Genomic DNA, 13232 nt, shown 5'->3' on the forward strand with positions numbered 1-13232 from the left:
AGAGTCAAGCGCCGGATGAGAATTATTGCTAACGGCGTTCGGGCGTAGAAAAGGGGGATTCATTCAATAATGAATAATGCGAATTTAAATATATCGGCTTTTCTTATCCCCTATTTGGGCGAAAAGGCTCGCTGCCGTTAGTTTAAATAAGAAAATAATATTCCTATAGAAACTAAAAAATCGCCCGACCTAATAATAAAGAGTTATTAATCTATAACTCTTTAGCAAAATTTACCTTTGCCCCCGAGTAAAGCCAGCATGATTCGCTTGAGTCTGCAGGCCGCATTGCTATTGAAGTTTGGTGCCAACTTATCCTCATCAAGTTTCATTTGCTTTGTAAAGAAGCCTAAAAAGCAGCATAACAAACTTTCGTTGCGATAATAAATGGTTGATTATTTTATGTGCAGTTTTACGGTCCTGCCTATAATTGGAATCGATTACCATTTTTAATGGTGATCTTATTTGCTGATATATATGCATTAATTCTACCTAACACACTGCCGGTAACGGCGCATAAGCCCCTTCCAGCAAGCTTGAGGTTCATTAACCGTGGCTTACGGGGAGGTTATGTCTATCTGTCTGATTGATATCAATCAGGTAATGAGTGGAATCGAACCAATGCAATCTACTAAAAAGGCAATTGAAATTACTGAATCCAGCCTCGCTGCCGCGACAACCGGTTACGATGCTGTAGACGACCTGCTGCATTATCATGAGCGGGGTAACGGGATTCAGATTAATGGCAAGGATTCATTTTCTAACGAGCAAGCTGGGCTGTTTATTACCCGCGAGAACCAAACCTGGAACGGTTACAAGGTATTTGGCCAGCCGGTCAAATTAACCTTCTCGTTCCCGGACTATAAGTTCTCTTCCACCAACGTCGCCGGCGACACCGGGCTGAGCAAGTTCAGCGCGGAACAGCAGCAGCAGGCTAAGCTGTCGCTGCAGTCCTGGGCCGACGTCGCCAATATCACCTTCACCGAAGTGGCGGCCGGTCAAAAGGCCAATATCACCTTCGGCAACTACAGCCAGGATCGTCCCGGCCACTATGATTACGGCACCCAGGCCTACGCCTTCCTGCCGAACACCATTTGGCAGGGCCAGGATTTGGGCGGCCAGACCTGGTACAACGTAAACCAATCCAACGTGAAGCATCCGGCGACCGAAGACTACGGCCGCCAGACGTTCACCCATGAGATTGGCCATGCGCTGGGCCTGAGCCACCCGGGCGACTACAACGCCGGTGAGGGCAACCCGACCTATAGAGATGTCACCTATGCGGAAGATACCCGCCAGTTCAGCCTGATGAGCTACTGGAGTGAAACCAATACCGGTGGCGACAACGGCGGTCACTATGCCGCGGCTCCGCTGCTGGATGACATTGCCGCCATTCAGCATCTGTATGGCGCCAACCTGTCGACCCGCACCGGCGACACCGTGTACGGCTTTAACTCCAATACCGGTCGTGACTTCCTCAGCACCACCAGCAACTCGCAGAAAGTGATCTTTGCGGCCTGGGATGCGGGCGGCAACGATACCTTCGACTTCTCCGGTTACACCGCTAACCAGCGCATCAACCTGAACGAGAAATCGTTCTCCGACGTGGGCGGCCTGAAGGGCAACGTGTCGATCGCCGCCGGTGTGACCATTGAGAACGCCATTGGCGGTTCCGGCAACGACGTGATCGTCGGCAACGCGGCCAATAACGTGCTGAAAGGCGGCGCGGGTAACGACGTGCTGTTCGGCGGCGGCGGGGCGGATGAATTGTGGGGCGGTGCCGGCAAAGACATCTTCGTGTTCTCTGCCGCCAGCGATTCCGCACCGGGCGCTTCAGACTGGATCCGCGACTTCCAGAAAGGGATCGACAAGATCGACCTGTCGTTCTTCAATAAAGAAGCGCAGAGCAGCGATTTCATTCACTTCGTCGATCACTTCAGCGGCACGGCCGGTGAGGCGCTGCTGAGCTACAACGCGTCCAGCAACGTGACCGATTTGTCGGTGAATATCGGTGGGCATCAGGCGCCGGACTTCCTGGTGAAAATCGTCGGCCAGGTAGACGTCGCCACGGACTTTATCGTGTAACACAGCAACGGAACGCCCGGCGCAGTCTCGGCCGGGCGTGATGCGGGAGCCCGGTATGAAAGGCACTTTAGCGCGCACCGCCTTGGCGGCGGGCGGCATGATGGTGACGAGCGCGGTGATGGCCGGCAGTTTGGCATTGCCGACCGCGCAGTCGCTGGCGGGACAATGGCAGGTGGCCGACAGCGAACGGCAATGCCAAATCGAGTTTCTGGCGGATGAACAAAGCGAGACCAACGGCTATCAGCTGGTGGATCGGCAACAGTGTTTGCAGAGCGTGTTTGCGGCGGAAGTAGTGGGCTGGCGCCCGGCGCCGGACGGCATCGCCTTGCTGCGGGCGGATGGCAGCACGCTGGCGTTCTTCTCGCGCGACGGCGATCTGTACCGCAATCAGCTGGGTGCGGATGAGGCTTTGACGTTGAAAGCGCTGGCTTGATGAAGAAACGGGTTCGGCGCGCCGAACCCGCGGCAGGTCTCTACAGGTAGAGCGAACGCACGATCAGGAAGTGGCCGGAGAAGTAACAGAAAGCCACGATGGCGTCCGCCGCGCGGAAGGTGAAGCGGTAGCGGTTGAGCAGCCAAACCACGTTGGCCAGCAGCAGCAGCGAGGTGCCGATCAGCAGCGAGAAGCCGAAATCGGTGCTGCGCAGGAAATATTGTTCGCCCGCCAGCCAGACCATCAGCAGCGTCATCGCCACGTAGGTAACGATCGGCCAGCGCATCTCTTCCAGCCGGGTCCAGACGGTGGCCAGCAGCAGTGCGCCGATCGCCAGCAGCGCCAGCGGCAGCGGCCAGAACAGGCTGAACGTCATCTGGCTGGCGAAACTCAGGGTGTACAGCAGGTGGGACAGGAAAAAGGCGCCGATGGCGTACAGCACCCGTTCGCGCGGCAACAGGAGCAATGCGTCGCCGATCAGCGTCGCCAGCAGGCCGAGGACGATCAGATAACCCGCCGCGCCGAGCACCGGCGCCTGCCAGGCCAGCAGCAACAGCAACAGCAGCGTGACGGGTTTGAACACCCAGCGCTGCCAGCGTGGCCCACGGTAAGAGGCGTCGACGAACAGCCAACCGGAAAAGAATACGGCAAGGAACGGCCAACTCATTTATGTCTTCCTTATGTATGAGGGAGCCGCAACAACCGGCTCCAAACTGTCACCCATGTCACTTCTTCATTTCAGTGTAGGTAGCCTGCCGGCGATCGACAATGCTTTCTTGAGAATGCTATGTTTACGCTGATTTAGCCGCGAAGGAAATGGGAAACCGATGAGTAAGCCACCGTTGTTTTTTGTCGCCGTGATGGCGTTGATCGCCGTGTTGGCCACGCAACGCTACTTCAAACAGCGCCAGCAGGAGGCGGAAAACGATCGCGCGCCGATGCGCAGTCTGCAGGTGACGGTGAGCGACAAACGCGCGGTGCCGGTCGCCAAGACCCGCGCGCCGCAGCGCGAACCGCTGGTCAATGAGCCGATGTATTACGAGGTGGTGTTCAGCCCGAACCAGGGCGGTGAAGACATCCAGCTGCGGCTGAAGCAATGGCAGTACAACCCGATTGAAAAAGGCGCACAGGGCACGTTGAACATGCAGGGCACGCGCTTCGTCTCGTTCACCGCTCAGCCGTAGCGGTCACTTCTTCTTGATGGGCGGCTGTTTCTTTTGCCAGGCCAGCAGCTCGAACACGCCAAAGATAAAGATCTTGGCCTCTTGCCAGTAGCTGATCGGCTGATCCTTCGGCTGGGTGGATTTCAACAGCACCAGCTGCAGGCCGTGCATCACCACCATAAAGAACAGCGCCACGTCGATGAAATACTTCAGCGGCTTGGGAAATGGATGGAACAGGTTAGAGAGCAGGAAGCCCCACACGCACAGCATCAGCAGGCGGCCCAGATTAATCAGCATGATCGGTTTTCTCTTGCGAACGAATATAAAGGCGATAGGCCACCTGGCCGGCGACCTTCTCCCGGTGCAGCTGCCAGCTGGCAGGCACGTCCGCCGCGGCGCTTTCCGCCTCGGCTTCTACATAGATCCAGGCCTCGTCGGCCAGCCAGCCGCGCTGTTCCAGCAACAGGGCGGTCTCCGCCAGCAGACCTTTGCGAAACGGCGGATCGAGGAAGACCACGTCGAACGGTTGACCGTCACCCGCCAGCCAGCTCAACGCGTTGGTGTTGATAACCACCCCTTTGCCTTGCAGCAGCGCCAGATTTCTTTCCAGCTGCTGCGCCACCGGCCGTTCGAATTCCAGCAGCGTGGCGCTGCCGGCATAGCGCGACAGCGCTTCCAGCCCCAATGCGCCGCTGCCGGCGAAGCAGTCCAGACAGCGCGCGCCCTGAATCACCGGCGCCAGCCAGTTGAACAGGGTTTCGCGCACTCGATCGGTGGTGGGGCGCAGCCCCGGGCTGTTCGGCACCGGGAGTTTGCGGCCGCGCCATTGGCCGCCGATGATGCGGATCTGTCCGGCTGCGGCCTGGGGCGGTTTTTTGGCCGCCGCCCGTGGCGAGAGTCTTGTCATAAGCGTTGTTTGGTTTCTTTCGCGGCGCGGGGCCGCCGAGGTTAACGAAAAGTTGTCCCTATTCTACCGGTGACGGGCGTCGGGGGGAACGGTAAAACGTTGTTGTCTGATTTCACGCCGGAAAGCATGCCGGATGCGTGTTGCTGCGCGAGGGAAAGTGATAGACTCGGCGGATTATTGTCAGCATATATCCTTCAGGTATGGAGGGTAAGCGAGCCTTCGGTACGGAGTAGAGTCATAACATGGCAAAAGATAAGAAACGTGGGTTTTTCTCCTGGCTGGGCTTTGGCCAGAAGGAAAAGGAAGAAGAGCAACAGCAACCTGAGCCGTCGGTAGAGCAGGCGGAACCTCAGGCCGCGGAGACGCCGGCTGAACCGGCCGCCGCCAAGCTGGATGACAAGCTCCCCGCCCAGGAATCTGAACCTGCCGCCTCCGTCGACACCCCGGGAGAGTGGGATAACGGTCAGGCCGGTGAACAAATCGCGGAAAACCTACCGGCGGCGGCTGAACATCCGGCGGCGCCGCAAGCGTTGGCTGAAGAGATCGTCAGCGTCACCGAGCAAGTGGCGGCGCAGCAGCAACCGGTGGTCGAACCCGAGCCGGTGGTTGAACCCGAGCCGGTCGTCGAGCCAGAGCCGGTGGTTGAACCCGAGCCGGTCGTCGAGCCTGAGCCAGTGGTTGAACCCGAGCCGGTCGTCGAGCCTGAGCCAGTGGTTGAACCCGAGCCGGTCGTCGAGCCTGAGCCAGTGGTTGAACCTGAGCCGGTCGTCGAGCCCGAGCCAGTGGTTGAACCCGAGCCGGTGGTCGAACCTGAGCCGGTCATCGAACCCGAGCCGGTCGTCGAACCTGAGCCGGTCATCGAGCCCGAGCCGGAAGAAGAGCCGCTGGAACCTGTCGTGCCGGCCGTTGCGCAAGAGCAGGAGCGCCCGACCAAAGAGGGCTTCTTCGCGCGCCTGAAGCGCAGCCTGCTGAAGACCAAGCAAAACCTCGGTTCCGGCTTTATGGGGCTGTTCCGCGGTAAAAAGATCGACGACGACCTGTTCGACGAGCTGGAAGAACAGTTGCTGATCGCCGACGTCGGCGTGGACACCACGCGCAAGATCATCACCTCCCTGACCCAGCACGCCAGCCGCAAGCAGTTGAAAGACGCCGAAGCGCTGTACGGCAAGCTGAAGGAGGAAATGTCCGAAATTCTGGCCAAGGTCGATCGGCCGCTGGATGTCAGCGGGAAAACCCCGTATGTCATCCTGATGGTCGGCGTGAACGGTGTGGGTAAAACCACCACCATCGGCAAGCTGGCGCGTCAGTTCCAGGCGGAGGGCAAGTCGGTGATGCTGGCGGCGGGGGACACCTTCCGCGCCGCGGCGGTGGAACAGCTGCAGGTGTGGGGCGAACGCAACCGCATTCCGGTGGTGGCGCAGCATACCGGCGCGGATTCCGCTTCGGTGATCTTCGATGCGGTGCAGGCCGCCAAGGCGCGCGGCATCGATGTGTTGATCGCCGATACCGCCGGCCGTCTGCAGAACAAATCGCACCTGATGGAAGAGCTGAAGAAGATCGTCCGCGTCATGAAAAAACTGGACGACCAGGCCCCCCATGAGGTTATGCTGACGCTCGATGCCAGCACCGGCCAGAATGCCGTCAGTCAGGCGAAATTATTTAATGAGGCCGTGGGCTTAACCGGCATCACGCTGACTAAACTGGACGGTACCGCCAAGGGCGGGGTGATCTTTGCCATCGCCGATCAGTTCGGTATCCCGATCCGCTATATCGGCGTCGGGGAAGGCATCGAAGATTTGCGGCCGTTTAAGGCTGACGATTTTATTGAGGCACTTTTTGCCCGAGAGGATTAATACGGATGATTCGCTTTGAACAGGTCAGTAAAGCTTATCTGGGCGGACGGCAAGCGCTGCAGGGGGTCGATTTCCATCTGCGCCCGGCGGAAATGGCGTTTCTGACCGGCCATTCCGGCGCGGGGAAAAGTACCCTGCTGAAACTGATTTGCGGTATCGAACGGCCCAGCGCCGGCCACATCTGGTTTGGCGGCCACGACATCAGCCGCTTGAAAAACCGCGAGGTGCCGTTCCTGCGTCGGCAGATCGGCATGATCTTCCAGGATCACCACTTGCTGCTGGATCGCACGGTGTATGACAACGTGGCGATGCCGCTGATCATCGCCGGCGCCAGCACCGAAGATATCCGCCGCCGCGTTTCCGCCGCGCTGGACAAGGTCGGTTTGCTGGATAAAGCGAAGAACTTCCCGATTCAGCTGTCCGGCGGTGAGCAGCAGCGCGTGGGCATCGCCCGCGCGGTGGTGAACAAGCCGGCGGTGCTGCTGGCGGATGAACCGACCGGTAACCTGGATGATGCGCTGTCGGAAGGCATTCTGCGCCTGTTTGAAGAATTCAACCGCGTCGGCGTGACCGTTCTGATGGCGACGCACGACACCGGGCTTATCGCCCGCCGCAATTACCGCATCCTGACGCTGAGCCAGGGCCGCATGCAAGGAGGCGCTCACCATGGCCAATAACGCAAAAACCGCCAAGAGCAAGGCGCTGCGCGGCGGCTGGCGCGAACAGTGGCGTTACGCCTGGATGAACGCCATCAAAGACATGCTGCGTCAGCCGTTGGCGACGCTGCTGACGGTGATGGTGATCGCCATTTCCCTGACGCTGCCGAGCGTGTGCTATATCGTGTGGAAAAACGTCAGCACCGCGGCCAGCCAGTGGTATCCGACGCCGCAGCTGACCGTCTATCTGGATAAATCGCTCGATGACGACGCGGCGCTGAAAGTGCTCGACGCCATTAAGGCGGAAGCCGGCGTGGAGAAGGTGAACTACCTGTCGCGTGAAGAAGCGCGCGGCGAGTTCCGCAACTGGTCGGGCTTTGGCGGCGCGCTGGACATGCTGGAAGAGAACCCGCTGCCGGCGGTGGCGATCGTCACGCCGAAGATGAGCTTCCAGAGTTCGGATACCCTCAACACCCTGCGCGATCGCGTAGCGGCGGTGCAGGGCGTGGAAGAAGTGCGTATGGATGACAGCTGGTTTGCCCGCCTGGCGGCGCTGACCGGGCTGGCGGGCCAGATCGCGGCGATCATCGGTGTGCTGATGATCGTGGCGGTGTTCCTGGTGATCGGCAACAGCGTGCGTCTGAGCATCTTCAGCCGCCGCGACACCATCAACGTGATGAAGCTGATCGGCGCCACCGACGGCTTTATCCTGCGGCCGTTCCTCAACGGCGGGGCGATGCTGGGCTTTGCCGGCGCGCTGCTGTCGCTGGTGCTGTCCGGCGCGCTGGTGTGGCAGCTGGAGTCGGTGGTCGCCGGGGTGGCCAAGGTGTTCGGCACCACCTTCACCTTGCACGGGCTGGGCTGGGATGAGGCGCTGCTGCTGCTGATCATCTCCGCGATGATCGGCTGGATCGCCGCCTGGCTGGCGACGGTGCAACATTTACGCCGATTTACACCACAGTAAGATTTTTTTGGTATACTCTTCTCCTGCTGCTTTTGATCGCGTTGCGGGAGAAGAGTGACCTCAAGCGAAGTCAGCACCATCCCTCTCTTCTTAGCGCACAAATTCCCTATCGGCCTGCACCCTCGTCACGTATTGTCAGCGACAATGCTTGCAAAAAGGGTGAACTTTTAGGGCGGAGTACGGTCAAAAATTGCAGCAAATGTTAAGGTGTCCGGCGTGTGGAACCGCTTTTGCTTCAGCAACTGCCGTAGAACCAATCATTTCCCCGCTGTAATAATCACCTGCATGATTTTGTATTCTCATAGAGAGGGTTTGAATGACCAAAGAAATGCAAACTTTAGCCTTAGTACCCCAAGGTAGCTTGGAAGCCTATATCCGGGCAGCCAACGCCTATCCGATGCTGACGGCAGAGGAAGAGCGGGAGCTGGCTGAACGGCTGCATTATCAGGGCGATCTGGATGCCGCTAAGCAGCTCATCCTGTCTCACCTGCGCTTTGTCGCTCATATTGCCCGCAACTATTCAGGCTATGGTCTGCCGCAGGCGGATCTGATTCAGGAAGGCAACATCGGCCTGATGAAAGCCGTTCGCCGCTTCAACCCCGAAGTCGGCGTGCGTCTGGTTTCCTTTGCGGTGCATTGGATTAAGGCGGAAATCCACGAGTACGTATTGCGCAACTGGCGCATCGTGAAAGTGGCGACCACCAAAGCGCAGCGCAAGCTGTTCTTTAACCTGCGCAAAACCAAACAGCGTTTGGGCTGGTTCAACCAGGACGAAGTGGAACTGGTGGCCCGCGAGCTGGGCGTAACCAGCAAAGACGTGCGCGAGATGGAATCGCGCATGGCGGCGCAGGATATGACGTTCGATCCGACTCCGGACGACGAGGCCCGCGATGGCCAGTCGATGGCGCCGGTGCTGTACCTGCAGGACAAGAGCTCGGACTTCGCCGAAGGCATCGAGGAAGATAACTGGGAAAGCAACGCCGCAGACAAACTGGCCTATGCGCTGGAAGGTCTGGACGAGCGCAGCCAGCATATCATTCGCGCCCGTTGGCTGGACGACGACAACAAGTCGACGCTGCAGGAGCTGGCCGATCAGTACGGCGTTTCCGCCGAACGCGTGCGCCAGCTGGAAAAGAACGCCATGAAGAAACTCAAAATGGCGATCGAAGCCTGAGTTGATGCGAGATTCGATAAAAAAAGCCCGGCAAGCCGGGCTTTTTAGTGCCTGAAATTCGGCGTTATGGCGCCACGGCCGCGAAGTCCGGCGCCGGGCAGTCGTAGCCGAATTTCGCCGTCCACGGATAACGGGTGCCGGTGTTGATATAGCGCTGATAAAGCGCGCGGCCGGTTTTGGCGTCGCGCTTGATAACCCAGCTGGCGGCGTTACACAGCACGGCGGCATAGGCCTGGCTCTTCGGCGGCAGCAGATCGGCCGCCTGTTGCGCCAGCCCCACCGCCTGCCAGCGATAGTGCAGGAAACGGTTGTCTTCCTCCGGTAGCGCCGCCTTGGCGCGCGCCTCTTCTGCGCTGTCGATCCAGCTTTTATGCTTCAGCTCGCGAGTATCGAACGCATCCCCCAGATAGGAATAGCCGGCGCCATAGATGGCGTAATCCGGCGTCATCTCATACCCGGTAAACTCCAGCCCCTGAGCGCGCAGCAGGTTGGCGGCGCGATAGTAAGCCTGCGCGCGCGTCAGCGGCGCGGTGGATTTGTCCTTGGCGGCCTTCAGCTCATCGGCATACTGCTGCGCCGCTTGCCGGTAGTTGGGGATATCGAAATAGGCCAGCGCTTCCGGCGCGCGTCCGACGCGCATCAGCCGCCGCGCCAGCAGTTCGCGCAGCTGCACTTCCGGCGTGATCTGCTGGCCGCCGTAGTCGTCCGGGTTTACCGGCTTGAGCGGCGTCGTCGGCGCCGGGGCGTGCTTATCGACAAAGCCTTTCAACTCATCGACGGTCAGCACCCGCTCCGCCACGTCGGCCACGTCGGCCCAGTAGAGCGCTTTGCCGCGATACAGCAGATCCATCGCCTGCAGATAGTCGCCGCGGTTCAGCGCCAGGATGGCCTGTTCGCCGGCCACCCGGCACTCGGGCACGATGGTTTCCGCGACGAAGTCGGCGTTGCGCTGTTCACCCCAGCTTTCGTCGGCGGGGAACGCGCTTGCCGCCTTGGCGTAGGCGGCGGTGGCGGCTTTCACGTCGCCGTCGCGCAGCGCCATTTTGGCGCGCAGCCACCACGCCAGGCCGCTGTCGCCGGCGTTTTTCAGCAGGCTCGCCGCCATCGGGTATTGCCCCGAACGGTAAGCCAGCGCCGCCAGCCGATCGCTGCCGGCGAAGCCGCTTTTCACTGAGCCGTCCAGCAGCGTCAGGATCTGGCTGATGATTTGCGCGGAGCGGCCGTTGCCGTCGGTATCCGCCATTTGCAGGTTGCCGCTGCGGGCGAACAGCTCAATGGTCACCAACTGCTGGATCAACGGATCGCCGATAATCTGTTTCAGCGTGTCCAAATGGTCGGGATTGACCAGGAGGCTGGAGACGTACTGCAGCGACTGCCCGCCGCTCGGATCGCCCTGCGCCGCCTGTTGCGCGTACAGGTGGGCGGCGGGGGCGACGTCACCCAGCCACAGGTGAATGCGCGCCTGTTGCCCAAGGCTGCTCAGCGCCAGCTGATCGGGATCGGCGACGCCGTTTTTCACCCGATCGATCACCTGCTGGAATGCCGCCAGCGCCTGTTCAAGCGCGGCTTTTGGCGGATGCTCGGCGGCGGGGGCGGTTTCACCAGATTCATTCACCGGCGTCCCGTGGTCCGCCATCAGTACCCGCCCCAGCGAATACTGCGCCCGCAGTCCCCAGTCGCCCTGCTCGGCGGCCGGTAGCTTCAGCACCTGCTGGAAATAGTCTGCGGCGCGCGGATCGTGGCTGGCGAAAGCCACGGCGCCCAGTTGATAGAGACGCGCGGCGTTGGACAGCCCCTGCGTATTGACGGCGTCAGCCTCTTCCACCGTTTTGGCGGCGCGCATTTTGCCGATCGCGATCGTTTCCGGCGATTGCGGCATCGGTTTCGGCGGCATCGGCGGCGGCGGGGCCTGCCAGTGCGGCAACTGACTATCCGTCGGCACCAGCCGGCCGGCTTCGAAGGCGAAATTGCCCTCCGGCATATACAGCAGGGTGCCGTTGCGGTCGATCAGCAGCCGGTTAGGAAAATCCGGGCCGCAGGCATAGCCGTTCAGCGGCAGCGCCAGCACGGCGCCGATCAGCATGGCCAGCGGAAGAAGGCGGCGGGTGTTCCGTGCCGCGCGCGTATCAAGGTGTGACAAGGGTGCCTCCTGGCGTCAGTTGTTGGCAGCGCAGCCAGCCCAGCGGCCGGGATTGTCCGGCGCGCAGCTGATCGCCGCTGATTCGAATAAAGCGTTGCCGTTGCGGTGCGGACTCCAGCCGGTAGTTGCCGACCGCGTCCGCCGCCAGGCAGTCGTCGGCGCGGATGATGACTTCTTGCGGCAGCGGGGCGTCCACCGGCCCGTTGTTATGAATTATCAGATCATACAGCCCGTTTTGCTGTGGCTGAGGCCTAAATTTTACCTGCCAGTCGACATTCAGCGGCCGCCGTTCGATCACCGCTCGCAGCGTGGCGAGCGACCAGGCGCGCCGATCGTCCGCCAGCGGCAAGCGGAACCAGATAATGCCGCGCAGCCGGGGCGGCGTTTGCTGCGCCAGCGTTTGCAGAAAATCGGCGATCTGCTGCGGCGCGACCGTCAGCTCACGGCCGTTGCCCGCCACGCGCAGCGAGGATTCGCTCTCCACCTGCGCGCCCTGCGCATCAAACCCCAGCAGCGCCATGCCATAAGCCGGCAGCGCGACGCGAAACGGCTTCGGTGTGACGGCGGCGTACTGCCGCACCCAGCGTAGCGCCAAGGGGCCGTCAAACAGCCCCTGCTGCGGCGAGAGCACCGCATGCACCTGCAGGACGGAGCTGTTGGCCTGTTGCAGTACGCCGGGCAGGTCGGGCGAGCCGATCCAGGCCGGCAGGGCGGTGATGCCGAGCTGCACAGCGGCGGGCAGCCGTTGGCGTAACCGCTGCAGAAAGCGTTGGTAGTCCGGCAGGCGGGCGGTGGCGGCGTCATGATCGATCTCGACGCCGGTGACGGGCAGCCCGGCCGCCTGCCAGCGCTGGGTGAGCGCCAGCAGGCGCTGGATAATGGCCGCCTGGTCCAGCTGCGGCAGCTGGCCGTCGAGGCGCGCCACCAGCCAGAGCGGGCGGCCGTCCTGCTTCAGCAGGTTGAGATCGGCCGGGATTTCCCGCCAGCCTTCACGCGGATGCACCTGCAGCGCCAGCACTCGCACCCCGCTGAACAGATCGCGGCTGTGCGCCAGCGCATCGGCGTGCTGCGGCGTCCACACCCGCTGCCAGACATAAACCTGCTGATCCCAGCCTGAGGCCAGGCGCAGCGCCTGCTGATGCCCGGCGAACCAGGCCGCCAACCCCAGCGCAATCAAAACCAGCGCCGCCAACCGGCGTTTCATTTTTGCCAGAGATCGCCCTGCGGTGCAAAGCCGCAGGCGCGCATGAAGTTATCGACTTCCCCACGTTCGCGCGGCGCCAGACCGGCGGTCGACAGCTGCCAGTGGGCGACCTGCGGCAGCTGACGCTGCGCATCCTGCACCAGGTAAAGACCGACGCCGCGGCGGCGCGTCACTTCGCGCACCAGCAGATCCTGCAGTTCGGCGCGGTCGTCCTGCAGCGCAATTTTCACCGCGCCCAGCAGGCGCTCGTTGAATCGGGCGGCGAACAGCGCCCTGCCGTCGCTCAGCCAGCGCTGCCACTGTTCCGGCTGCTGGTGCGGCCAAATTTTACCGAGGTCGATAAGGTCTTGCGGGGATAGCGCGGTCAGGCGCTCGATGGTCAGTTTCATGCAGAATTTCCGCGCAGCTAAATGATGCCGACAGTGTAATAGATCTTGTGCAGAGCGTTGTGTAAGTTTTTCTGTACGATTACTGTGCAATATGTTTTTTGCACGGGGCATTTTCCGAGTAAATAGTTAGTAAAGGGATTGTTAACCAGCACAACGCGCTACGCCTCAAGGTAAACGGCGCAGATTTAATTCGAATTTTATCCTGTTTACACCGCTTGTTTCTGCCTGATGAAGTTGATTTGCAGCAGAAAATTCCTGTTTAATGGC

The 13232-nt window shown here is 60.7% G+C and carries 13 protein-coding genes; 7 read left to right on the plus strand and 6 right to left on the minus strand.

Going from position 1 to position 13232, the window contains the following annotated elements:
• Positions 1–618 precede the first annotated feature (618 nt).
• A complete protein-coding gene (locus tag J0F90_RS00945) occupies positions 619–2082 on the plus strand; it encodes a serralysin family metalloprotease (protein WP_016929476.1) in 1464 nt (487 codons plus the stop codon).
• 55 nt (positions 2083–2137) lie between these two features.
• Positions 2138–2515 carry an AprI/Inh family metalloprotease inhibitor gene (locus J0F90_RS00950; protein WP_033639004.1) on the plus strand — a complete coding sequence of 126 codons (378 nt, stop codon included), beginning with the start codon at positions 2138–2140 and terminating at the stop codon, positions 2513–2515.
• Positions 2516–2555: 40 nt separating this feature from the next.
• Here J0F90_RS00950 and J0F90_RS00955 read toward each other — a convergent pair whose 3' ends face one another.
• Positions 2556–3182 (minus strand): lysoplasmalogenase, encoded by a 627-nt coding sequence (locus J0F90_RS00955; protein WP_016929474.1) that lies wholly within the window; start codon positions 3180–3182, stop codon positions 2556–2558.
• Between the two features lie 160 nt (positions 3183–3342).
• On the opposite strand from J0F90_RS00955, the gene J0F90_RS00960 reads away from it, so the two are divergent.
• A complete protein-coding gene (locus J0F90_RS00960) occupies positions 3343–3699 on the plus strand; it encodes a DUF2500 domain-containing protein (RefSeq protein WP_028127633.1) in 357 nt (118 codons plus the stop codon).
• Positions 3700–3702: 3 nt separating this feature from the next.
• On the opposite strand, the gene J0F90_RS00965 is transcribed toward J0F90_RS00960, so the two are convergent.
• Both J0F90_RS00965 and rsmD read right to left on the minus strand, forming a co-directional pair.
• Positions 3703–3975 (minus strand): DUF1145 family protein, encoded by a 273-nt coding sequence (locus J0F90_RS00965; RefSeq protein ID WP_004934327.1) that lies wholly within the window; start codon positions 3973–3975, stop codon positions 3703–3705.
• Positions 3965–4585 carry a 16S rRNA (guanine(966)-N(2))-methyltransferase gene (gene rsmD, locus J0F90_RS00970; RefSeq protein WP_016929471.1) on the minus strand — a complete coding sequence of 207 codons (621 nt, stop codon included), beginning with the start codon at positions 4583–4585 and terminating at the stop codon, positions 3965–3967. Before rsmD ends, J0F90_RS00965 begins: the two co-directional genes overlap by 11 nt.
• Before the next feature lie 242 nt (positions 4586–4827).
• Here rsmD and ftsY point away from each other — a divergent pair, with 242 nt between their 5' ends.
• The 4 genes from ftsY (at position 4828) to rpoH (ending at position 9232) form a co-directional block, all read left to right on the plus strand.
• Positions 4828–6438 carry a signal recognition particle-docking protein FtsY gene (gene ftsY / locus J0F90_RS00975; RefSeq protein ID WP_033639003.1) on the plus strand — a complete coding sequence of 537 codons (1611 nt, stop codon included), beginning with the start codon at positions 4828–4830 and terminating at the stop codon, positions 6436–6438.
• Positions 6439–6443: 5 nt separating this feature from the next.
• A complete protein-coding gene (gene ftsE, locus J0F90_RS00980; RefSeq protein WP_004934337.1) occupies positions 6444–7115 on the plus strand; it encodes a cell division ATP-binding protein FtsE in 672 nt (223 codons plus the stop codon).
• The gene (gene ftsX / locus J0F90_RS00985; protein ID WP_033636680.1) at positions 7105–8058 is read left to right on the plus strand and encodes a permease-like cell division protein FtsX; all 954 of its coding nucleotides are present in this window, start codon (positions 7105–7107) and stop codon (positions 8056–8058) included. The genes ftsE and ftsX overlap by 11 nt, the downstream gene beginning before the upstream one ends.
• Before the next feature lie 316 nt (positions 8059–8374).
• Entirely contained in the window at positions 8375–9232 is an 858-nt protein-coding gene (gene rpoH / locus J0F90_RS00990; protein ID WP_004934345.1) for an RNA polymerase sigma factor RpoH, read from the plus strand.
• Positions 9233–9296: 64 nt separating this feature from the next.
• Here rpoH and J0F90_RS00995 read toward each other — a convergent pair whose 3' ends face one another.
• The 3 genes from J0F90_RS00995 to panM are packed head-to-tail and all read right to left on the minus strand — an operon-like array spanning position 9297 to position 12965.
• The gene (locus J0F90_RS00995; RefSeq protein WP_103086424.1) at positions 9297–11315 is read right to left on the minus strand and encodes a hypothetical protein; all 2019 of its coding nucleotides are present in this window, start codon (positions 11313–11315) and stop codon (positions 9297–9299) included.
• A 43-nt stretch (positions 11316–11358) separates the two neighbouring features.
• Entirely contained in the window at positions 11359–12576 is a 1218-nt protein-coding gene (locus J0F90_RS01000) for a DUF3142 domain-containing protein (RefSeq protein ID WP_033639001.1), read from the minus strand.
• Entirely contained in the window at positions 12573–12965 is a 393-nt protein-coding gene (gene panM / locus J0F90_RS01005) for an aspartate 1-decarboxylase autocleavage activator PanM (protein WP_016929466.1), read from the minus strand. Before panM ends, J0F90_RS01000 begins: the two co-directional genes overlap by 4 nt.
• Positions 12966–13232: the final 267 nt, after the last annotated feature.

It is taken from the genome of Serratia marcescens subsp. marcescens ATCC 13880 (genome assembly GCF_017299535.1).
Taxonomy (GTDB): Bacteria; Pseudomonadota; Gammaproteobacteria; order Enterobacterales; family Enterobacteriaceae; genus Serratia; species Serratia marcescens.